The 22,022-nt window shown below is 55.1% G+C and carries 23 protein-coding genes and 1 tRNA gene; 2 read left to right on the forward strand and 22 right to left on the reverse strand.

The window, feature by feature from the left end; translation table 11 throughout:
• Nucleotides 1–27: 27 nt before the first annotated feature.
• The 13 genes from H7U36_RS03100 to H7U36_RS03160 form a co-directional block, all read right to left on the reverse strand.
• A complete protein-coding gene (locus tag H7U36_RS03100; RefSeq protein ID WP_033124692.1) occupies nt 28–1,176 on the reverse strand; it encodes a THUMP domain-containing class I SAM-dependent RNA methyltransferase in 1,149 nt (382 codons plus the stop codon).
• Nucleotides 1,177–1,291: 115 nt separating this feature from the next.
• On the reverse strand, nt 1,292–1,492 hold the full coding sequence (locus H7U36_RS03105; protein ID WP_033124691.1) for a hypothetical protein: 201 nt from the start codon (nt 1,490–1,492) through the stop codon (nt 1,292–1,294).
• A 270-nt stretch (nt 1,493–1,762) separates the two neighbouring features.
• Nucleotides 1,763–2,224 carry a DUF1700 domain-containing protein gene (locus H7U36_RS03110; RefSeq protein WP_033124690.1) on the reverse strand — a complete coding sequence of 154 codons (462 nt, stop codon included), beginning with the start codon at nt 2,222–2,224 and terminating at the stop codon, nt 1,763–1,765.
• A 180-nt stretch (nt 2,225–2,404) separates the two neighbouring features.
• Nucleotides 2,405–4,516 carry a glutamine synthetase III family protein gene (locus H7U36_RS03115; RefSeq protein WP_033124689.1) on the reverse strand — a complete coding sequence of 704 codons (2,112 nt, stop codon included), beginning with the start codon at nt 4,514–4,516 and terminating at the stop codon, nt 2,405–2,407.
• Nucleotides 4,517–4,620: 104 nt separating this feature from the next.
• Nucleotides 4,621–5,484 (reverse strand): class II fructose-1,6-bisphosphate aldolase, encoded by an 864-nt coding sequence (gene fba, locus H7U36_RS03120; protein WP_033124688.1) that lies wholly within the window; start codon nt 5,482–5,484, stop codon nt 4,621–4,623.
• Between the two features lie 213 nt (nt 5,485–5,697).
• Nucleotides 5,698–7,050 carry a dicarboxylate/amino acid:cation symporter gene (locus H7U36_RS03125; RefSeq protein ID WP_205155691.1) on the reverse strand — a complete coding sequence of 451 codons (1,353 nt, stop codon included), beginning with the start codon at nt 7,048–7,050 and terminating at the stop codon, nt 5,698–5,700.
• Between the two features lie 29 nt (nt 7,051–7,079).
• Nucleotides 7,080–7,835 carry a LamB/YcsF family protein gene (locus H7U36_RS03130; RefSeq protein WP_087174792.1) on the reverse strand — a complete coding sequence of 252 codons (756 nt, stop codon included), beginning with the start codon at nt 7,833–7,835 and terminating at the stop codon, nt 7,080–7,082.
• Nucleotides 7,836–7,892: 57 nt separating this feature from the next.
• On the reverse strand, nt 7,893–8,852 hold the full coding sequence (locus tag H7U36_RS03135) for a D-2-hydroxyacid dehydrogenase (RefSeq protein ID WP_087174791.1): 960 nt from the start codon (nt 8,850–8,852) through the stop codon (nt 7,893–7,895).
• A gap of 75 nt (nt 8,853–8,927) precedes the next feature.
• Nucleotides 8,928–10,271: an acetyl-CoA carboxylase biotin carboxylase subunit gene (gene accC / locus H7U36_RS03140; protein ID WP_087174790.1), complete on the reverse strand. Its 1,344-nt coding sequence runs from the start codon at nt 10,269–10,271 to the stop codon at nt 8,928–8,930.
• A gap of 14 nt (nt 10,272–10,285) precedes the next feature.
• Nucleotides 10,286–10,726 (reverse strand): acetyl-CoA carboxylase biotin carboxyl carrier protein, encoded by a 441-nt coding sequence (accB, locus tag H7U36_RS03145; protein ID WP_087174789.1) that lies wholly within the window; start codon nt 10,724–10,726, stop codon nt 10,286–10,288.
• A 49-nt stretch (nt 10,727–10,775) separates the two neighbouring features.
• The gene (locus H7U36_RS03150) at nt 10,776–11,729 is read right to left on the reverse strand and encodes a 5-oxoprolinase subunit C family protein (protein ID WP_205155692.1); all 954 of its coding nucleotides are present in this window, start codon (nt 11,727–11,729) and stop codon (nt 10,776–10,778) included.
• 3 nt (nt 11,730–11,732) lie between these two features.
• On the reverse strand, nt 11,733–12,464 hold the full coding sequence (locus tag H7U36_RS03155) for a 5-oxoprolinase subunit B family protein (protein WP_191429249.1): 732 nt from the start codon (nt 12,462–12,464) through the stop codon (nt 11,733–11,735).
• 172 nt (nt 12,465–12,636) lie between these two features.
• Complete coding sequence (locus H7U36_RS03160) at nt 12,637–13,548, reverse strand: LysR family transcriptional regulator (RefSeq protein WP_205155693.1); 912 nt, start codon at nt 13,546–13,548, stop codon at nt 12,637–12,639.
• A gap of 145 nt (nt 13,549–13,693) precedes the next feature.
• Here H7U36_RS03160 and H7U36_RS03165 point away from each other — a divergent pair, with 145 nt between their 5' ends.
• Entirely contained in the window at nt 13,694–14,977 is a 1,284-nt protein-coding gene (locus H7U36_RS03165) for an aminotransferase class V-fold PLP-dependent enzyme (RefSeq protein ID WP_087174785.1), read from the forward strand.
• A gap of 82 nt (nt 14,978–15,059) precedes the next feature.
• Here H7U36_RS03165 and mscL read toward each other — a convergent pair whose 3' ends face one another.
• The 9 genes from mscL to H7U36_RS03210 form a co-directional block, all read right to left on the reverse strand.
• Nucleotides 15,060–15,458 carry a large conductance mechanosensitive channel protein MscL gene (gene mscL, locus H7U36_RS03170; protein WP_205155694.1) on the reverse strand — a complete coding sequence of 133 codons (399 nt, stop codon included), beginning with the start codon at nt 15,456–15,458 and terminating at the stop codon, nt 15,060–15,062.
• A gap of 124 nt (nt 15,459–15,582) precedes the next feature.
• Nucleotides 15,583–15,654: transfer RNA gene (locus tag H7U36_RS03175), tRNA-Glu, on the reverse strand.
• Between the two features lie 117 nt (nt 15,655–15,771).
• Nucleotides 15,772–16,731 carry a YegS/Rv2252/BmrU family lipid kinase gene (locus tag H7U36_RS03180; protein WP_205155728.1) on the reverse strand — a complete coding sequence of 320 codons (960 nt, stop codon included), beginning with the start codon at nt 16,729–16,731 and terminating at the stop codon, nt 15,772–15,774.
• A gap of 84 nt (nt 16,732–16,815) precedes the next feature.
• Nucleotides 16,816–17,073 carry an HPr family phosphocarrier protein gene (locus H7U36_RS03185; protein WP_033124671.1) on the reverse strand — a complete coding sequence of 86 codons (258 nt, stop codon included), beginning with the start codon at nt 17,071–17,073 and terminating at the stop codon, nt 16,816–16,818.
• Nucleotides 17,048–17,974: a DNA-binding protein WhiA gene (whiA, locus tag H7U36_RS03190; RefSeq protein WP_087175516.1), complete on the reverse strand. Its 927-nt coding sequence runs from the start codon at nt 17,972–17,974 to the stop codon at nt 17,048–17,050. Before whiA ends, H7U36_RS03185 begins: the two co-directional genes overlap by 26 nt.
• Nucleotides 17,975–18,010: 36 nt before the next feature.
• Entirely contained in the window at nt 18,011–18,892 is an 882-nt protein-coding gene (gene rapZ, locus H7U36_RS03195; protein WP_033124669.1) for an RNase adapter RapZ, read from the reverse strand.
• 2 nt (nt 18,893–18,894) lie between these two features.
• Complete coding sequence (gene murB / locus H7U36_RS03200; protein ID WP_205155695.1) at nt 18,895–19,806, reverse strand: UDP-N-acetylmuramate dehydrogenase; 912 nt, start codon at nt 19,804–19,806, stop codon at nt 18,895–18,897.
• Nucleotides 19,807–19,874: 68 nt separating this feature from the next.
• Entirely contained in the window at nt 19,875–20,591 is a 717-nt protein-coding gene (locus tag H7U36_RS03205; RefSeq protein ID WP_205155696.1) for a sigma-70 domain-containing protein, read from the reverse strand.
• Between the two features lie 135 nt (nt 20,592–20,726).
• On the reverse strand, nt 20,727–21,587 hold the full coding sequence (locus tag H7U36_RS03210) for an N-acetylmuramoyl-L-alanine amidase (RefSeq protein ID WP_138304039.1): 861 nt from the start codon (nt 21,585–21,587) through the stop codon (nt 20,727–20,729).
• Between the two features lie 208 nt (nt 21,588–21,795).
• On the opposite strand from H7U36_RS03210, the gene H7U36_RS15295 reads away from it, so the two are divergent.
• Nucleotides 21,796–21,891 (forward strand): putative holin-like toxin, encoded by a 96-nt coding sequence (locus H7U36_RS15295; protein WP_147581160.1) that lies wholly within the window; start codon nt 21,796–21,798, stop codon nt 21,889–21,891.
• Nucleotides 21,892–22,022 lie beyond the last annotated feature (131 nt).

The raw sequence follows: 22,022 nt of genomic DNA on the forward strand, positions 1-22,022 counted from the left end.
CGCTTCCTTTCGCGCCGCGCCTTCTCGTTACAGATTTTTCCTGGGCGGCTTCGGCCCCGGAAACTGATAGAAGTAGGTCTTCAGCATCCCGTTGTAGATCTTTCGATTTTTCTGGGCTTTCCTGCCAAAGTACCGCTCCGCGTCCTCATAGCTTGTGATCATATAGGCGGACCAGCTGTCCAGCCTCCGGAAGCTCTCCCCAAAGGCCCGGTACAGATCCGGGAGATCCCTCTTGTCCTCCAGCCTCTCCCCGTAGGGCGGATTGGTGATGATGAAGCCGTACTTCTTCGGGTGGCTTAAGTCCCTCACGTCCCGCTCCTGGAAATGGATCAGATGGTCCACTCCCGCCTCCCGGGCGTTCCGCCTGGCCACCTTTATGACAGAGCCGTCAATGTCGTAGCCCTGGATGTCCGTCTCCACATCGTCCCGTATGCGTGAGGAGGCCTCATCCACCGCCTCATACCATGCCTTCCGAGGGATCAGGTTGGTCCACTCCTCCGCCGTGAAGGAGCGGTTCATGCCCGGCGCGATGTCCGCCGCCATCATGGCCGCCTCTATGGGAAATGTGCCGCTGCCGCAGAAGGGATCCACCAAAATCCGGTCTCCCCTCCAGGGCGTCAGCATAATCAGCGCCGCCGCCAGCGTCTCCGTGATGGGTGCCTTTCCCGACACCTCCCTGTACCCGCGCTTGTGGAGAGACACGCCGGAGGTGTCGATACCCACTGTGACCACGTCCTTCTTCAGGAACACCCGCAGGGGGTAGGCCGCTCCGTCCTCCTGAAACCAGTCCGTGTGGTAGTGCTCCTGGAGCCTGCGGACCATGGCCTTCTTCATGATGGACTGAATGTCCGAGGGGCTGAACAGCCGGCTCTTCACAGAGGCCGCCTTGGCCACCCAGAATTTCCCGTCAGCGGGTATGTAGCGCTCCCAGGGAATCTCCCTGGTTCTCTCAAACAGCTCGTCAAAGGTCTCCGCCCTGAATTCCCCCGCCTTGAGCAGCACCCTCTCGGCTGTCCGCAGGAAAATGTTGGCCCGGCAGATGCCGGCCGTGTCCGCGTAAAATGTCACTCTGCCGTCCTCTGTCCCGGAGATCTCGTATCCAAGATCCTGTATCTCTCTTTTCAGCACCGCCTCCAGGCCGAAATGGCAGGGCGCGATCAATTCTATTCTTTCCATATTTCTCTCCATATACTGATCTATAACTTACATCTTATGGTCAAAAAAGGGATTTGTCAATGAAAAAGCGGGGATCCCGCCTGAGATCCCCGCCCTGGTTCCTGCTGACAGCCCTCTAGTAGTTGTCTGTCGTGTCGCTGTAATTGTAGCTGTCCGTTGTCTTGTTTTTGGATGCGTTCTTTCCGGATGCATTTTTCGTGGACGCGTTTCTGTCATAAGAGTTTTTAGACGCGTTCTTGTTGTACCCGTTCTTCTTGGACTCATATGCATTTTCAGAATTTCCCATGTTGTTTGAATTATTGCAATTCTTTGCCATATTTCATTCCTCCTGTTCATTTGGTACACTGTTAGTGTGTCCGAAAACAGGCTTTCTATGTGTCTTTTTATATATTAAGTTTTTTTTAATTTTTTTCTTGCTTTTTCCAGTTCAGTATATTATACTTATGCATGTAGAAAGAATACTTTCTACAACCCCTTATTAATTATTTATACTCCCCTCAAAAGACCGATGGCTCCCCCATCGGTCTTTTACTTTTGTCTTTTATTTTCAACCGCCCCAAATCGGGCCTTTTCTCCGAGCCTGTTCTCACCGCCTCGTACCGCCCAGCAGCCGCAGGATGAGCACAACCGCCAGCACCGGCACAAGAATGGGCATCAGCAGGGAAAAAATCCCACCGATCACCGCGATCACAATGAGGAACACGCCGATAATGCCCAGGACAAAAAGCGCCTTCTTCCACCAGGCCCCAAGGATGGAAGCGCTGCCCTCCTGCCTGCTCTGCCTTCCGCTGTCCCGGCCTCTCCCGGCGCCGGGGTCCCCATCATAGGCAGTCCCGGCCCCCAGCCCGTCACTGGTCATGCCGATGACAGAGCGGGCGATCACCCAGGGATCTCCCAGCTCCGCGATCACATCGCTCTCCTGTCTTCCCTTTGCCGTCTCTTCTATAATATAGGAATTGTAATAGTCCACATTTTCCTGCACAGTCCTTCGGTCCAGCTCGCTCTCCAGAGCCTCCCTCAGCCTTGTCAGAAATTCCTGTCTTGTCATGCGCCTGTCCTCCTGCCCTTTTCTTCCTGCATGTGCCGGTCCTTTCCCGGGCACAAAATACCCTGCACCTAGGATAGCATATCTGTCATGCTATTCCAAGTGCAGGGCTATGAACATTTTATTATAACTTTATGAATTATTGTTTTATAAAGTACTGTTCCGGGAAGTCACACTGTACCTCTACACCTCAAACATGAGGTCGCCGTAGGACGGCATGGGCCATGCCTCTTTGTCCACGATCATCTCCAGGCTGTCCACCGGAGCGCGGAGCGCCTCCATAGCCGGGAACACGGTGTCGTGGTAGAATCTGGCCTGGGCCTCGCCCTCCTCCATGGCTGCCGCTGTCTCTGTCTCCTTCACCAGCACGTCCAGAGCCTTCTTTGTCTCCGCCAGAAGCTCTGAGATCTGGCCCAGGAGCTGGGCCTGCACGGAGAAGTCCGCCCCGGCCTCACGCACAGAGTTCACTGTGTCCGCCAGGGTCTTCGTGTACCTGATGATGGCCGGGATGATCTGCTTGCTGGCCATGTCGATCATGGTCCTTGCCTCAATGTTGATGGCCTTCGCGTAATTCTCGTACTTGATCTCCGCCCGGGACTCAAGCTCTGCCCGGGTAAATACGTGGTATTTCTCAAAGAGGGAGATGGTGTCCTCTGTCACCAGAGCCGGGATGGCGTCCACCATGGAGCGGATGTTGGGAAGCCCCCTTCTTGCGGCCTCCTGGATCCACTCGTCCGCGTAGCCGTTTCCGTTGAACACGATGCGGTAGTGCTCTGTGGCGTACTGCTTGATCAGGTCGTGAACCGCCTTCTCAAAATCCTCCGCCTTCTCCAGGATATCGCAGGCCTGGGCAAAGGCGTCCGCCACGATGGTGTTGAGGACAATGTTGGAGGCTGCCACGGAGTCTCTGGAGCCAACCATACGGAACTCGAATTTATTTCCTGTAAAGGCAAAGGGTGAGGTCCTGTTCCTGTCAGAGGTATCCTTTGCCAGATCCGGCAGGGTGCGCACGCCGGTCTGCAGCTTTCCGGTGTTCAGGCTGTGGGTGGCCTCACCGGTGGTGATCAGCTGCTCCAGCACGTCCTCCAGCTGCTCGCCCAGGAAAACGGACACGATGGCCGGAGGCGCCTCGTTGGCTCCCAGTCTGTGGTCATTGCCCGGGTCAGCGGCGGATTCCCGCAGAAGGGCCGCGTGCTCGTCCACCGCCTTCAGGATGCAGGTGAGGACGAGAAGGAACTGGATGTTCTCGTGGGGTGTCCGCCCCGGATCCAGCAGGTTCTTGCCCTCGTCCGTGGTAAGGGACCAGTTGTTGTGCTTACCGGAGCCGTTGACGCCGGCAAAGGGCTTCTCGTGGAGGAGACACTTCATGCCGTGCTCAGAGGCCACCCGCTTCAGCGTCTGCATGATGATCTGGTTGTGGTCCACCGCCACATTAGCCTTGGCGTAGATGGGAGCCAGCTCGTGCTGGGCCGGCGCCACCTCATTGTGCTGGGTCTTGGCTGTCACGCCCATCTTCCACAGCTCCTCATTGACGTCCTTCATGAATGACGCGATCCGCTGGCGGATGGTGCCGAAATAGTGGTCGTCCAGCTCCTGCCCCTTGGGCGGCATGGCGCCAAAGAGGGTGCGGCCTGTGTAGATCAGGTCCTTCCTCTCGTGGAACTTCTTGGCGTCCACCAGGAAATACTCCTGCTCCGCGCCCACGGAGGGAGTCACCTTCTTCGCTGTATTGTTGCCGAACAGGCGGATCAGCCGCAGAGACTGCTCATTGATCGCCTCCATGGAGCGCAGAAGAGGGGTCTTCTGGTCCAGGGCCTCTCCTGTGTAGGAGCAGAAGGCTGTGGGGATGCACAGCGTGGCCCCCGCCGCGTCTTTGCGCACAAAGGCGGGAGAGGTGCAGTCCCAGGCTGTGTAGCCTCTGGCCTCAAAGGTGGCTCTCAGTCCGCCGGAGGGGAAGGAGGAGGCGTCCGGCTCGCCCTTGATCAGCTCTTTTCCGGAAAAGCTCATCAGGACCTTTCCGCTCTCCATAGGAGCGGAGATAAAGGAGTCGTGCTTCTCCGCCGTGGTCCCTGTCAGAGGCTGGAACCAGTGGGTGTAGTGGGTGGCTCCCTTCTCGATGGCCCACTCCTTCATCTCATGGGCAATGACGTCCGCGGTGGCAAGGTCAAGCTCCTTGCCCTCCTCGATCATCTTCTTCAGATCTTTATAGACCTTCTTCGGCAGGCGCTCCTGCATGGTTGCGTCGTCAAATACATTTTCTCCAAAGATCTCCGCAATATTAATCAATTCGCTCATATTTTATTTAGTATCCTTTCTTTCCCTGTATGACCAGAAAAAGGCACTCCGGCCCTCACCGGACCGGAACACCTTTGCTCTTCTTACTATATGGCCGGCTCTTCTTAGGCTTTGCCTACGGAACCGAATAACTCCATCTTCTCTTTTACAGTTGCCATGATCGCGTCTGCGCCCGGTTTCAGAAGCTTGCGGGGATCGTAGCCCTTGCCCTCAAGATCCTTGCCTGCCTCGATGTATTTACGTGTAGCGTCAGCAAAGGAGAGCTGGCACTCTGTGTTTACATTGATCTTTGCAACGCCAAGGCTGATAGCCTTCTTGATCATATCCTCCGGGATACCTGTGCCGCCGTGAAGTACGAGAGGCATCTTGCCTGTCAGCTTCTGGATGGCGTCCAGAGTCTCAAAGCTGAGTCCCTGCCAGTTTGCCGGATATTTTCCGTGGATGTTTCCGATGCCGGCTGCCAGCATGGTAACGCCCAGGTCAGCGATCATCTTGCACTCCTGGGGATCTGCGCACTCGCCCATTCCCACAACGCCGTCTTCCTCGCCGCCGATGGAGCCTACCTCTGCCTCCAGAGACAGTCCTTTCTCTGCGCATACGGCAACAAGCTCTTTTGTCTTAGCTACGTTCTCCTCGATGGGATAGTGGGAGCCGTCGAACATGATGGATGAAAATCCTGCCTCGATGCACTTGTAGCATCCCTCGTAGGTTCCATGGTCCAGATGAAGGGCAACCGGAACTGTGATGTTCAGCTCCTCGATCATAGCCTTCACCATGGCAGCAACTGTCTTGAAACCTGTCATATATTTTCCTGCGCCCTCGGACACGCCCAGGATCACGGGAGATTTCAGTTCCTCTGCTGTCAGAAGGATGGATTTTGTCCACTCCAGATTGTTGATGTTGAACTGGCCTACCGCATAGTGGCCTTCTACTGCTTTTTCAAGCATTTCTTTTGCTGATACTAACATGATAGTCTCCTCCACTTCCTTATTTTGCACTGCCGGGAGTACTCCCACAAAGGCAGTACAGGCTTCGCTTTTTTTATTATAGCTCAATCACATAAAAATGACAATCTTTTTTAACACAGACCTCCCAGGTACGCAAAGGGTCCCAGGGTGCCAAAGGCCCCGGGACCAAAAATGTCATATGTACTGTTTGTTGTTGTCTGATCAGCTGTCTCTTTAGCTGTTGTATACGTCCAGGTTGATCTCTTTTTCCTTGGCGTTTACGATGACGTTTGTGGCAGCGTCGCCGATCACGTTCAGAGGCAGGAGCGCCATCTCAACAGGACGGTTGATAGCTACGACAAGGGCGTAGGCGATCATGCACAGATCGGAGGTCCAGCCCATACCGGAGAGGATGGTCACGATCAGGGTCGTTCCTGCGATCGGGATAGCCGGGCAGCCCATAGCCGCGCAGATGGAGAGGAAGGCCACAACGACCAGGTTGGCCGGTGTCACATCGATGCCCGCGCTTGTGGCGATGAAGGTCACTGCGAACATGTGCATAACAGTGGTTCCGTTCATGTTGATAGTCATACCTGTGGGAAGCACGAAGCTGGTGATCTCGTTGCTGCAGCCCAGCTCCTCCAGGTTTGTCTTTGTGTTCAGAGGCAGAGTCGCCGCGGAGGAGTTTGTGGAAAATCCGAACACACCTACCTTGGCGATCTTCTTTAAGAACTTGAAGGGGTTCAGCCTTGTTGTCAGCCAGATACCGATGGGGTAGATGGTCACAACCAGAATGAACAGGGTGATCATAGCGCCCACGATGTAGGCCGCCGCCGGCGCCAGGTACTCAGCGCCGTAGATGGCGAAGGTACGGGATACCAGACAGAAGATAGCCACAGGGCCCACCTTGTTGATGAGGAAGGTCAGGTAGAAGTTGATGACCTCGCTTCCCGCCTCCAGCACATGCTTCAGGGGATCTGTCTTCTCTCCCAGCACGTTCATGCAAAGGCCGATGACGATGGACACTACCACAACTGCCAGGATGCTGTTGTTGCTGCTCATGGACTCGATGATGTTGGACGGTACGGCTGTCACGATGGTGGCCAGCGGGTTGAACTGGTCGATGGTGGCCGCGTCTGTGACCGCCTCAGCAGGCAGGTCTACATTGAAAAGTCCGGCTGTCTTCATAGCGTAAGCCACAAGGCCTGCAAAGAAGGCGCCCACGATGTAGAAGCAGACAAAGCCAAGGACTGTGCGCCCTGCGATCCTTCCCAGCTTGGAGGAGCTGGAGATACTGCACATGGCAAGGCTCAGGGAGCAGAGCACCAGCGGTACGATGGCTGCCTGCAGACCCCTCATAAAGAGCTGTCCGATGATGTAGAAAAGACCAAGCGCCGCGGTTCCGTCAGCTGCTGTGATATCCTGGAACAGGATCTTGTTGATAATGTCCCATGTGCCTTCATTTCCGGAGTCCAGCAGGGAGCTGCGGATAAACATGAAGATCAGTCCGACTACAAGTCCGCCGACCAGGGCGATGATCATCTTCTTGACAACGGACATTTTTTCCTTTTTCTGTGTATTGCTCATTTGTTCTTCACTCCTTTACGATACGTCTTTTACAGATGTTTGATCTCAATCCCCTCTTGTGCAAATCTTTCACGGATCTTCTGAACGAACGCCAGAGCCTTCGGCCCGTCGCCGTGTACGCACAGCGTGTCGCCCTTGATGTCCAGATCCTTTCCGTTGATCGATGTAACCTTTCCTTCCTTGATCATGCGCACGCATCTGTCAATGGCAATGTTCTCGTCTGTGATCATGGAGCCCTCCATCTTTCTCGGGACGAGGGAGAGATCGTCCATATAGGCTCTGTCAGCGAAGATCTCGGAGGCTGTGCGAAGTCCTCTGCTCTCAGCGATCTGTCCTAAGACAGCGCCTGCGCAGTAGTAGACGATAAGGTCCTTGTCCACCTCGCAGATGGCGTCCACGATCGCTGTGGATACTTCCTCGTCATACTGGCACTGATTTCCCATGGAGCCGTGGGGAGCCACATGCTGCAGCTTCATTCCGTAGCTCCGTGTGAAGGCGGAGAGAGCTCCGATCTGATATTTCACGTAGTTCTTGATCTCAGCGGGAGCCAGGACCATTTTCCGGCGTCCAAAGCCCATCAGATCCGGATAGCCCGGATGAGCGCCTACCATAACGCCCTGCTCCTTTGCCATGCGGACTGTCTTGTCCATTACCATGGGATCTCCTGCATGCCATCCGCAGGCCACGTTTGCTGTTGTCACGTACTTGATGATCTCCTCATCGCCGCCCAGCTTATAAGCGCCGAAGCTCTCACCCATGTCGCTGTTCAAATCCACCTGATACATAGTTTTTTCCATCCTTTCTTTTTTGTTTTGCTGTGTTTGCATCCGTCTTGAAATTATTTATGCATTTACGACATTCTGCGGTTTGCCGTCCACGTAGCACTTCAGGTTGTCAACCGCGATGTCCATCAGCCTCTGTCTTGACTCCTTGGGAGCCCAGGAAATGTGGGGGGTGATGATCACGTTCTTCGCTCCGATCAGCGGGTTGTCCATCTGGATGGGCTCTGTGGATACAACGTCCACGGCAGCTCCTGCCACCTTTCCGCTGTCAAGGGCGTCCCGCAGATCCTGCTCTACAATGAGCGGCCCTCTGGAGTTGTTGATGATCATAACGCCGTCCTTCATCTTTGCGATAGTGTCTTTATTGATAATGCCCTCTGTGTCCGGGAAGAGCGGGCAGTGAAGGGCGATCACATCGGACTCCCCAAGCACTGTGTCCAGATCCGCGTAGTGGCAGGTCTCGCTCTCCAGCTCTTTTTTCGGGAAGGAGTCGTATGCCAGCACCTTCATGCCGAGAGCCTGGGCGATCTTTCCTGTGTCCTGTCCGATGCGGCCAAATCCGATGATACCCATTGTCTTGCCGTCCAGCTCCACAAGGGGATATTTCCAGAAGCACCAGTCCGGATTGCTTGTCCACTCGCCGGCCTTTACCGCGTCAGAGTGCTCTCCGATGTGGTGGCACAGCTCCAGGAGAAGTCCGATGGCGAACTGGGATACAGCCGCTGTCCCGTATGTAGGGATATTGGATACCGGAATACCCTTTTCCTTTGCAGCCGCCGTGTCCACGATGTTGTAGCCGGTAGCCAGCACGCCGATAAATTTCACATTAGGGCAGGCGTCCAGCGTCTCTTTTGTGATGGGAGTCTTGTTTGTGTAGACAACCTCCGCGTCGCCGATGCGCTCTGCCACGTCCTCGGCCTTTGTCCTATCATAGACTGTCAGGTCGCCAAATGCCTCCATCCCCTCCCAGGAGATGTCTCCCGGATTTAATGTGTAGCCGTCTAATACTACGATCTTCATACTCATTTCTTCCTTTCTTGTCTTGAAACTTTGCCGGCCCGATGTCCGGCCTCTTGTTGATAGTGACTCTATATCCTACAGCTCATAGTGTCTCTCTATGAAGTCTGTACTGAACATACCGCTCTGGAAATCCGGATGATTGAGCACATCGTAGAGGAAATCCAGGTTGGTGGTCACGCCCCTGATCCTGAACTCTCCCAGAACGCTGATCATCTTCCGGATGGCGCTCATCCTGTCCCTGTCGTAGGCAATGATCTTGACGATCATGGAGTCATAGTAGGGCGGGATCGTGTAGCCGGGGTAAATGGCCGTGTCCATCCGCACCCCGTTGCCTCCCGGCAGGTAGAGCTTCTCCACTGTCCCCGGGCAGGGCATGAAATTATGTATAGGATCCTCCGCGTTGATCCTGCACTCCAGGGCATGTCCCCGGAACAGGATATCCTCCTGCTTGACGCTCAGCGGAAGTCCTGCAGCCACATGAATCTGCTCCCTTATCAGGTCCACGCCGGATACCAGCTCGCTGACCGGGTGCTCCACCTGGATCCTTGTGTTCATCTCCATAAAGAAGAACTCGCCGGACTGATCCAGAAGGAACTCGATGGTCCCCGCGTTCTCATAGCCCACAGCCTTCGCCGCCTGCACTGCTGTGGCGCATATCCGCTCCCTCGTCTCCGGGGAGATGAAGGCGCAGGGCGACTCCTCTATCATCTTCTGGTGCCTTCTCTGCACCGAGCAGTCCCTCTCGCCCAGGTGGACCACATTGCCGAATTTGTCGGCCATGATCTGGACTTCAATGTGGCGGGGAGACTGTACGTACCGCTCCAGGTACATGCTGCCGTCCCCGAAAGCGTTCACCGCCTCCTGCTTTGCCGCATGGAAGAGGGCCGGGAATTCCTGGCTGTTCCAGGCAAGGCGCATACCCTTGCCGCCGCCCCCCGCGGAGGCTTTGATCATGACCGGAAAGCCGATGATCTCGGCAGCCTCCAGGGCCTCCCCCGCCTCGTACACCGGGCTGTCGGTACCCGGCACCACCGGGATACCCGCCTCCTTCATGGTGTGCTTGGCCTCGGATTTATTTCCCATCTTGTCGATCAGTTCACCGGAGGGTCCGATAAACGCGATGCCAAACTTGGCGCATTTGTCCGCAAAAGCCGCGTTCTCCGAGAGAAAGCCAAATCCCGGATGGATGGCCTCCGCCTTTGTGGCCAGGGCCGTGCTGATAAGCCGGTCCATATCCAGGTAGCTGGCCGAGGGCGCCGCCGGCCCGATGCAGACCGCCTCGTCCGCCAGCCTCACGTGCATGGCGTCCTCGTCCGCCTCGGAGTACACCGCCACAGTGCGGATGCCCATCTCCCGGCAGGCCCGGATGACGCGCACGGCGATCTCGCCCCTGTTTGCAATCAGTATTTTTCGAAACATCTTTTCCCTGCTCCCTATCCTTCAATGACGAAGAGAGGCTGTGCGTACTCTACCAGGTCTCCGTCCTTCACAAGCACCTCGGACACAGTTCCGTCGCATCCTGCCACCACGTCGTTCATCATCTTCATTGCCTCGATCGCTCCCATTACCTGTCCCTGCTCGACTCTGCTGCCCACTGTCACAAGGGGCTCCGTGCTCTGGCTGTCGGAGGCGTGGAAGATGCCTACAAGAGGCGAGCGGATAATGGTCCCTTCCTGGATGGACACCGCCTCCTGCTCCCGGGGCGCCTCCTGCGGGCTCACAGCCCCGGAGGCCGTCTGGCATGTGTTCTCCCCATCCGCGGCCGCCGCCGTCTTCCGGATGGAGAGGCGGAAGTCCCCGTCCTGTACCTCAAATTCTGTCACGCCTGTCCTGTCCACCTCGTGGAGCAGGGCCGTGATCTTCTCAAGCTTCATTTCCTTCTTTCCCTTCTATGTGTCTGCCGCTATGCGGCGGCAGTGTCCGTCAGCTTCTCTGTCCCAGATATCTCTCCAGATTTTTCAGCTCCTTTAACTGGCGCAGGTACAGCTCCTGTGCCAGCTGGATGCCCACCCTCACAAAGTGTACCTTGTATCCCGGCACGCTCTGGGTCAGCTTGGGCAGATCCACAGAGATGACGGTTCCGATCTTTGTGTATCCTCCGGTCGTCTGCCGGTCCGCCAGCATGATGATGGGCTGCCCGTTGGTGGGCACCTGGATGGAGCCGAAGACAATACCGTCTGAGATGGTGTTTCCATCCTTGATGTGGTGCAGCGGCTCCTCCCGCTCCAGCCTGCATCCCATCCTGTCAAATTCGTTGGTGATAGTGGCGCTGTACCAGAAGAATTTGCGCACCTCCTCCTCTGAGAAGGCCGTGTCCTGAGGGCCTGTCACCACCCGCAGGGTGATGTCCTTCTGGGGGAATTTCTCCGGCTCCAGCTTTCGCAGCTCCATCTTCGGAAGACTGGTCTTGGGGTTCACAAAGCCGATGGCATCTCCCTTTTCCAGCTTGCGGCCCTCCACGCCTCCGATCTTGTTCCTCATCAGAGTAGCCTTACTTCCCATCACAACCGGGACGTCCAGCCCTCCCGCAAATGCTATGTAGGCTCTCGCCCCGCCGGTGGCCACGCCGAAGGCGACGGTGTCTCCCGCATGGACCGGTACCGCCTGGTACATGGGGATCGGCTCCCCATTCACAGTGGGGGACACATTGGCGCCTGTCACCGCAATGATATTGTCTTTCTCAAACTTTAATGTGGGTCCCATAAAGGTCATCTCAAGGGCGCTCTCCCCTCTCTTGTTTCCCACTAAGATATTGGCAAGGAAAAAGGACTTTGTATCCATAGGCCCTGCCGGCGACACGCCGTACTGCTGATATCCGAAACGTCCCTCATCCTGTACGGTCGTCTGTATTCCTGGATTTTCAACAACAATTCCCATCTTTTATTTCACCGCCTTTTTCGCATATGTTTCCAGCTTATAGGTTCCTCTTTCCACATCCGCCTTGATCTGGTCGTACTCCTTCCTGCTGACAGGCTGATATTTCACCCAGTCTCCGGCATGTGCCAGGAAGGGATCCTCCTTTGTGTAGTCACAGACCTTCAGGGGCGTGGCGGCCACCACGTTCCATCCGCAGGGCTGGTCAAAGGGGATCAGGTTGGACAGATTTTCGCCCACCACAATAGAACCGCCGTTGATCTTCACACGCGGCGATTCTCTCCTCTTAAAGTGGAAGGGCTCCTCAAACCTGGCCATGTAGGCATGTCCCGGCGCAAATCCCAGCATATACACGTAATACTCGTGCTCTGTATGCATCCGGATAAACTCCTCCACAGAAACATTCTCAAATTTAGCGCAGTCCTCCAGATCCAGCGCGAATTCCTTGTCGTAACAGATGGGCACCACCTTTACGATCTGGGACGCCTCGTCCGCCTCCCCGGTATCTGCCATGCGCTTTTTCACTTCCTCCACAAGCTGATCGTAGAGAATCTTCTCGGGTCTGTAGTGAATGAGCAGCGCCGCATAGGTAGGCACCATCTCAACTACTCCCTCAATGGGGTTTGCCTCCAGATTGTGCATCAGGCCGCGCACCTTCTGGTTGACATCCAGACTGATCTCGTCGCCGAGCTGAACGTACACCGATTTGTCGCCGCCCATCAGAAATTTAGCCTCCATCTCCTCCGCTCCTTTCGTTTGTTTACGTTTTGCTTTCTTTCGGTAAATTGTCTTAATTTCTCGTTCAATTTACACGTTTCTTTATTAATTATTTACAGTATAGCACAAGGGTTTTATTTCATAAAATAAATTATTTTTGTGGAATATATTAATTTTTTCTATATTTCTCCCTCTATTTGCCCACAAAGCCCCAGTCCTTTGTCCGCAGATAGGCGCTGATCTTCTTCTCAAAGGCGTTCACCGCCTTCAGAGTGGCCTCGTTCGGATACTTGTGCTTGATCTTGTAGGTGATCCTCTCCGGGGGAGGGCTGCTGTTGGCAATCTCGCTGATATGGACCGGCCGCAGGCTGGCGATCCGCTCCGCTACGGAAATGGGCACGATGGCCCACAGCGTCTCGTCCGACAGCAGGTGGAAGAGGAGTTCAAAGGTGTCCACCTGGATCCTGGGCCACTCTCCTTTGCTGATGGTCTGGTCATGCCAGATCTGATAGTTGGCCTCCCAGCTCACAAAAATTTCTTTCTGGGGATCCAGGTCGTCCGTGTGGATAGCGTTTTGCTGGGACGCCATCCGCGGGGACTGGAGGATGTACATTTTCTCCCTCATGATGGGCTCTGTCACGATATTTTTAAAGTGGAGATGGTGATACACAAAACCGATGTCGATCTCGTGGTTCTCCAGGAGACCATAGAGCTCATAGGAGTAGTGCGTTTTAATATGAAGGTTTATCACATGATCCTTCTCTTTTAAGATCTGCCTGTACAGGTCAAAAAAAATGGCGCTGTTCATGGTATCCGTACACCCCACTGTCAGGTACAGCCTGTCCTGGGTATGCTTCAGAAGCTGCATCTCCTGCCAGATAGAGACCCACCGCTCCGCAATGGGGATAAACTCCTCCCCCTGGGTGGTCAGCTCAATCTGCTTATAGCCCTTCTTTCTTGTGATGAGCTTGACGTCCAGCTCATCCTCCAGGGATTTCAGCCTGTGGCTCACGGTGGGCTGGGACAGGAACAGATTTTCCGCTGTCTTTGTAATGTTTTTTGTCTTTACGATCATCAGGAACGTCTCAATCTCCGCCAAGTTCATGTTCTTCCCCTCCTTTTGCGCCGGCAAATATAAATTTTTTCAATATTATACAACAAAAATATTCATTTCACAATTTTTTTTGTGCATGATATGATAAAGGCAACAAACAAAGGGGACTTAATCCTGATGAAAAGGAGGAAAAACTATGAACGCAGAACATGGAATTTTATTCCCGGAAGACTATCAGAAACACCTGAAAGCTCAGTTCTGTTACGCTGATGCGGATCCGCTCTACGGACCCCGTCTTTTCTTTGAGAACTCCGGCGGATCACTTCGCCTGAAAGCAGCCGTTGAGGCCAAGATGGCTGCAGAGCAGTTTCCGGACTGCCCGGAGAGGAACTATGCCAGAGGGCTGAAGCTGGCTCACTATGTATCCGAGGGAACAAAGGAAATACTGGAGGTTATCTTCGGCGCGAAGAGCGGCGCTCTCGTGACAGAGCTGTCCGCTTCCCAGACTATGTTCCAGATCGTGGATGTCATCTTAAGCAATGTAAAATGGGGAACAAATGCTGTTACATCCTGCCTGGAGCACCCGTCAGCACACGATGCTGTCGAGTACGCCTGCACAAAGACAGGAAGAGAGTTCCGGGAGGTTCCGGCCAACAGGACCACCGGCGGAATTGACGCGGACGAAGTGATGAAATATGTAGACAAGGACACCTGTCTTGTCAGCATCATGGCCGCCTCCAATATTTCCGGAAACATCATGGACATCAAGGAGATCGTTCGCAGGGTAAAGGAAGTCAACCCGGAGTGCTATGTGATCACGGATACTGTGCAGCACGCGCCCCACGCTGTCATCGACGTGGAGGACTGGGGCGTGGACGCCGCCAACATCGCGCCCTATAAATTCTTCGGCGTGAGAGGCTGCGGATTTGCCTACGTATCTGACCGGGTAGCTACCATGATGCACCACAAGCTGACCTTCAAGGACGCCAACGTGTGGGCGCTGGGAACACCTACCCCCGGCAACTTTGCCGCCATGATGGCTGTCATCGACTATGTATGCTCCATCGGCGAGCATTTCATCCACAGCCAGGACAAGCGCGAGCTCTTTGTGGAGGGCATGACCCGCATCCATATGCAGGAGCGTGCTCTTCTGTACCGTATGCTGGAGGGAACCCCGGGGACCCCGGGCCTTCGCCACATCCCGAACGTGGAGGTTTACGTGGACATGGAAGACCTTACATACAAAGACCTGATCGTTGCCATGGGCATCAAGGGGATCGACTACCCCGACTGCGTGGTCGAGTACATGAAGCGCGGCGTCACCGTATTTGAGCGCGTGAGAAGCAGCATGTACTCCAAGAGGATCGTGGATACGCTGGGGATTCCCGGAGCGATCCGCGTATCACCGCTTCACTGCCACGGCACAGAGGACATCGACAAATTCCTGAGGATCACAAAGGAGATTGCCGAGTCCGTATAAATATGCTCCACTCTTTACTCATTTCATGATATACATTGAGAGGCCCGCAGACATTCACAGTGTCTGCGGGCCTCTCGCCGTATTATTCCGCAAGCTGAGAAGTGCAGTGCGGGCAGCGGGTTGCCGCAATATCGATCTCGCTCATGCAGTAGGGGCATTTCTTTGTTGTCGGCGCCGTCTCCGCCTCCGGCTTTTTCCCAAGGCTCATCAGCTTATTGACTCCCTTCAGCAGGCAGAACAGCACAAACGCCATGATAAAGAAATTGACCAGAGAGGACAGAAAGGCAGAGGCAAATCCTGCCACATCCTGCAGGCTGTACAGCTGTCCCCCTGTGACCACATTCAGGATGGGGTTGATAAAATTGTCCGTGAGCGATGTGACGATCCCGGAAAAGGCACCGCCGATAATGACACCAATGGCCATATCCATCATATTTCCCCGGAGGGCAAATGTCTTGAATTCCTCGATAAACTTCTTCATTTTCTTCCTTTCTTCTTTTGTCCTGCCCGCCTCTGAGGCGGAGCGTTTTCCGCAGGGGGCGAATGCCCCTTACAACAAAAAAAGATCTTCGAGACTGCATGACTGCACTTCGAAGATCCTTCAGTGACTCCGAGGGGAATCGAACCCCTGATTCCAGCGTGAGAGGCTAGCGTCTTGACCTCTTGACCACGGAGCCGTATTGCTTGCTGCCTGATTATAATATCAAACATCCCGACAGATTGCAAGCATTTTTTTCATTTTTTTCAAAAATTTTTTCAGTCGTGAAAAAAGCCGCAAAAGAGGGGGGAAACCTCTACGGTTCCTTCCCCTTCTCTTCCACCTGCTCCTCCGTCGCTTTCCCGGCCTCTGACAGCTCGGCTATATGCTTTGCCGGCACCATGATCTGAAGCTGCTTCTGGAGATTGTGGATCTCCACCACATCGTGGTCTCCTCCAAACTCCCCGTCCAGTGTCCAGGGGATCTCCTCCAGGGACTCAAAGACCAGATGGCCGCTCTTGAAGGAATACATGTGCTTGCCGTTGGTCTGCTCGGTCAGAAGAGCTGTGATGATCTCCTGCAGCTCAATGGGGTTTTTCGGCATCTTGATCAAGGTCACCTCAAAGACGCCGTCGTCAAAGGACACGTTCTTTCCCACCATGTTCCGAAAGCCTCCCACAGAGCGGGAGTTGGTCACCATGCCGTAAATAAACTCATCCTCGATCACCTCTCCGTCGTGAGTCACCTTGATCCGGTAGGAGGGTATGTTGAAGAGCCGCTTTGTCCCCTCCAGCACATAGGCCAGATGCCCCAGTATGTTCTTGGCCGTCTGGTTGGTCTGGTAGGAGACATCCGTGAACAGGCCAAAGGCCGCAATGTACACGAAAATGCCGTCGTTAAACTGTCCCACATCACAGGGAAACGCCTGCCCGTTCACAGCGTTGTCCGCAGCGGCCAGTATATCCCTGGGGATCTTAAGGCTGTGGGCAAAATCATTGGTGGTCCCGGTGGGGATATAGCCCACGGGCACCCTGTCCTCCCTGGCCATCATGCCGGTCACCACCTCGTCGATGGTGCCGTCGCCACCGCTGCACACCACCAGGTCATAGTGGTCCGTGAATTCCCGTATCTTCCTGTAGGCATCGTGGTAGGCCTGGGTCGGATAGGCCGTCACCTCGTAGCCCGCCTTCACGAAAATATCGATAATATCCGATACCTTGGGCTTCAGGAGCCCCTTCCCCGCATGGGGGTTGTACACAAACAACAGTCTCTTCATCTCTGTCTCCCCTTCCGCTGTCTGCATAGGCCAAAAAAGGGCATTTACAAAATGCCCTTTCCCTTTACAGATCTTTTATTTCATCTATTTCTGCTCCGAGAGAAATCTCTCCACGCCAGCTACTGCCGCTTCCTCGTCTTCGCCATCCGCGACAACTGTAAACTCATCGCCCTCGCCCATGGTCAGGCTCATCATACCCATAATGCTCTTGGCGTTCACCTTCTTGTCAGCCACCTCTATGTACACATGGCTGGAATACTGGCTGGCTTCCTGCACAAGCAGCGCGATCGGTCTTGCGTCAAGACCGTCCCTAAGTTTAATTGTCACTGGTTTCTTGATCATATTGTACCTCCTTGCTATCCCTTAACTTATCTGCCATTTCACTTAACTTCCTGAGCCTGTGGTTCACTCCGGATTTCCCCACCGGGTTCTCCAGGAGCTCTCCCAGCTCCTTCAATGATGCATCGGGATATGCGAGGCGTGTAAGGGCAACGTCCCGCAGTCCGTCCGGCAATCCTGAAAGTCCCACCGTGTCGCGGATGTATTCAATATCATCCCTCTGCTTAACTGCGGCAGAGACTGTCTTGTTGATATTGGCTGTCTCACAGTTTACCTTCCGGTTCACATTATTGCGCATATCCTTCAGGATCCGGACATTCTCCAGCTCCATCAGAGCCACCGGAGCGTCCATCACGTTCAGGGCGTCCACGATGCGGTCACCCTCCTTCAGGTATACGATAATGTTCTTTTTCCTTCTCACAATGCGGGCCTCCAGGCCGAAGTCCTGCATAAGCTGCTGAAGATACTGCGCTTTTTCCAAAGTATTACAGACAATCTCAAAGTGATAGGATTTTCCGGGGTCGCTCATGGATCCTGAAGACAGGAAAGCGCCGCGCAGGTAAGCCCTCTTACAGCAGACCGCCTGCACGTCCGCGTGGCGCACAGCCCGCAGACATTCCCCGGACGCACACAAATAGTATACGCTGCTGTCCTTGTGCATATTTCTGCGCACCGCTGTCTGGACAGCAATTTCATTACCTATATTAAAGGTTTTTTCGATCAATGTAAAGCATTTTCTCACGACGGCAATATTTTCCGAGTGCACAAGGAAGGACAGACAGCCCTCCTCCTCTCTCCACTCCCCGCACATGCCTGTGATTGCGGCGAGCTCCGCAAGCCTGCAGTGCCTGGCTCTGGGACACACTCTCGCCAGCTCCTCTTTCACTTTGCCTGAAAATGACATATCTATCCCTGCTTCTTTTCTCCGCGTTTTCCGCTGCTATTTTCCCTTTGTCACCGCATCCTTGCCGATGTCCCTGTGCTCGATCTTGATGCCGTAGTCCTGCTCCTCCCTGGCCAGCTCCCCGTAGAGGGCGCCCGCCAGCGTGACAGACCGGTGCTTTCCTCCCGTGCAGCCGATGGCGATGACAAGCTGTGTCTTCCCCTCAGACACATAATTGGGGATCAGAAAGCGGATCATGTCCGTCAGCTTGTCAAGAAACTGCCGGGCCGTGTCGCTGGACATAACGTAGTCCCGCACCTCCGGATCAAGCCCGCTCTTGGGCCTCAGCTCATCGATATAGTACGGGTTGGGCAGAAAGCGCACATCAAATACCAGATCCGCGTCGCTTGGGAGCCCGTATTTAAATCCAAAGGACAACACGGTGATGTAGAGGTTCTTGTAGTCCTTGTTCTCCACAAAGATCTTGTGCAGCTCTGCCCGCAGCTCTCTTGTGAGCATCCGGCTGGTGTCCACCAGGTAGTCCGCCCTCTTTTTCAGGAAGGCCAGCTTCTCCCTCTCCTTGCGTATGCCCTCGTCCACCCGGCCGCCCCCGGCCAGGGGATGGCTGCGCCGGGTCTCCTTGTACCTCTTGATCAGCACCTCGTCGGAGGCCTCCAGAAACAGCACCTCGTACTTGATCTTCATCCGGTCCAGGGCCTCCAGGGACTGCTCCAGGTCGTCGATCCCCTGGCCGCTGCGGATGTCCATGCCCAGGGCGATCTTGTTAATCTCCGTCCCCGGCACAATGAGCAGCTCCCCCAGCTTGGGCACAAGCTGCACAGGCAGATTGTCCACGCAGAAGTAGCCTGCATCCTCCAGCATCTTGAGGGCTGTGCTCTTCCCCGCCCCCGACATTCCGGTCACAATGATAAATCTCATGTCTAAAACTCTCCCAGTCTCTTTACCTCCGGCTCCAGCGTCACTCCGGAGTTTTCTCTCACACGCTCCTGTACCTGACGGATCAGCCTGTCCACGTCCGCCGCGGTAGCGCTTCCGCAGTTGATGACAAAGCCGCAGTGCTTCTCCGACACCATGGCATCCCCTACGCGCAGGCCCCGCAGGCCCGCATCCTGTATCAGCTTGCCGGCAAAGTAGCCCTCCGGCCTCTTGAAGGTGCTCCCCGCGCTTGGATACTCCAGGGGCTGCTTGCTGGTGCGCCTCTCCTTCAGATCCTCCAGCTTTTCCCGGATCTTTGACTCATCTCCCGGCTCCAGGGCGATCACCGCCTCCAGGACGATATAGCCCTCCCGGGCCGCCCGGCTGGTGCGGTAGCCCATGTCCAGCTCCTCCCTTGGCAGCACCCGGATGTCCCCCTGGCCGTCAAGGACAGTGACAGACTCCAGCACATCTTTCATCTCACCGCCGTAGGCGCCGGCGTTCATGATGCAGGCGCCGCCCAGGGTTCCCGGTATGCCGGCGGCGAACTCAAAGCCGGTCAGGCTGTTCCTGAGAGCCTCCGCCGCGATCTTTGCCAGGGAGGCTCCGGCCTGCGCGAAGATCCTCGTCCCCTCTGTCCGGATGTCAGCGAAATCCTTGAAGAGCTGTATCACCACGCCTCTGTATCCCTTATCCGAGACAAGAAGGTTGCTCCCGTTTCCTATAATATACCAGGGCATCCCCTCCTCCCTGCAGAGGCGGACCACCTCCTGCACCTCCTCCTTTGTGCGGGGCGCCACCAGATACTGCGCCGGTCCCCCGATGCGGAAGGTGGTGTGCAGCTTCATGGGCTCCTCGCGGAAAATCCTCTCAGCGCCCACTGCCTGTTCTAATCTATGCTCAAATTTCTCTTTCATAACCTAAACCTTTCTGTCTTTTTCCACTGTTCATCATACAACACTTGAAGGAGAAATTCAACGCCGCGCTATTTTTCGTCCTCCGGCTCCTCCCCTGTCAGCTTCAGGATATCCCTGACCTGCTCCTCTGTCAGTTCCAACCGCTCTGCCACTTCCTGCACGTCCACCTTCCGGCCCAGCTCGTCAGTCATCTGCTTGATCGTCTCGCCCAGCCTTGTGACCTGGTTCACCATCTTCCGATCCCGCCGCTTCATCTCTGTCTGGGACGCGAGAAGAGCCCGCATGGCCGCGCGGACGTCAGCCATCACCAGCTCCTGCTCGCCCTCCCCGGCAGGGTGCAGATCCATCGCCTCCACAAGGGCCGCATTGCCCTCCTGGATCATGTCGCCGATAAAGACCTCCTCCCTGTGCAGCTTCACCGCCTCCTCGTATACCAGCCGGAGATAGAGGGCAAGCCTTGCCTCCTCCTCAGAGGTCGCCTGCAGCTCCCCTATCTGGCGGAGATAGTCCTCCAGGTACTCCTTTTCCTCCGCGCTCAGGGCATCCGACCCGGGCATTTCCTCTCCATCCCCGGACTCCTGCACTGTGCCGGGCTTTCTCACATACCCCTGCACCGCCACCTTCTGGGAGAGAAGGTAGTCGAATACAAGATCCATCTGCTCCTTCGTGAGCCCGTCGTCCTCAAAAAACTGTTCTGTCTCCTCCGCTGTCATGCGCATGCCGTTTTCCTGCGCCAGCTTCATGATGTCTGCCAGCTTCTGCTGGAAACTCATCTTATCTGCCATGTCTTTACCTCCAGATTTACTGGACCTATCTTATCACAAATCCGCCGGGAAAGCCATACCGGGATCGCCGCGTGTGAGGCCGCCCCTTCTGCCGGTCCGCCCCTGCGGCGGTCCGGGCGCGCCCGGCGCCGTCACTTACGGCGCCGCGACGATCACCGTGGCGTAGCCGGCCCTCTTCAGCCTCTGCTCCATGTCCGCCGCCTCGTCCAGAGTGCCAAAATTTCCCACCTGAACCCGGAGGTAGCCGTCCGAGTCATCGATGTAGGCCGGGAAATCCTGCTCCAGCAGCTCGTTCCGCAGCCGCTCCGCATAGGACCTGTTGCGGAAGGCGCCGGCCTGCACCCGGTAGTCCGGCACTGTCTGGTTCTCAAACTCATTGTCATTTTCGTAGGCCGTATTCTGATTTCCCATACCGCCTGCCTCGGCCTCCGGCGTCCCCTGAGAGCTGTCCTCCACAAGGCCGTTCCGCTGCAGTGTGTCCAGTATGGCCTCCGCGATAGCCAGGGCAATATCGTCAAAGTTCTGGTCAAACAGCATATTGTCCGTGTCCGAGTTGATAAATCCCGCCTCCACCAGCACAGCCGGCATCTTTGTCCTCTTGAGCACCACAAGATTAGGCCTTGCCTTCACTCCCAGGTCCACAAAGCCCACCGTGGCCAGCTCCTCATCGATGGCCTCCGCGATCTCCAGCTTCAGCCCGGACAGGTCATACACAAGGGACTCCACCCCGGAGACCTCGTTGTCCGTTGGAAATGAATTCCGGTGGATGGAGATGAAAAGATCCACCCCCGCCTGGTTGGCCTCCATGGCCTTCTCGTAGGGCGTCTCATACACGTCCGTCGTTCTGGTGTACTCCACGTCGATCCCCCGGTTCTGCAGGATCTCCCCCACAGCCAGTGCGAGCCGCAGCGTGTCGTCCTTTTCCTGCCGTCCATTGTAGACTGCTCCGGGATCCCGGCCCCCGTGTCCGGCATCCATCATGATCGAATAGGGCATAAAAATTCCTCCCGCATATGCTTTCTATCTCAGCATATGCAGGAGGATGACGTTTTGCCACGGATATATTTTTATGTAATACTATACAAAAAACATAAAGCTCTCCTGGAACAATTGAGATTTATGTTTATTTATGTTATTCTCTCTGTGAGCAGCCGCATACAGGGCGGATGCCTCCCGCATGATAAAAATGAAGGGAGGGATGCATATGGATATTTCTGATGCCTTATCTCTTATGCTGACATTTGGAATGTTTCTGATTGCATTGCTGACCTACATAGATAGGAACAATCGGCGAAAATAAAACTGCCCTGTGACTTTGGCGAGCCAGGGCAGTTTTTATAACTATTTCTTGGGAGCCGGCCACTTACAGCGGCTGCTCTTTATATGTATACTATAACACAGCAATTTCTGTATTTCAATACTCTTCCACGA

It is taken from the genome of Faecalicatena fissicatena (genome assembly GCF_016900595.1).
Lineage (GTDB): Bacteria > Bacillota > Clostridia > Lachnospirales > Lachnospiraceae > Claveliimonas > Claveliimonas intestinigallinarum.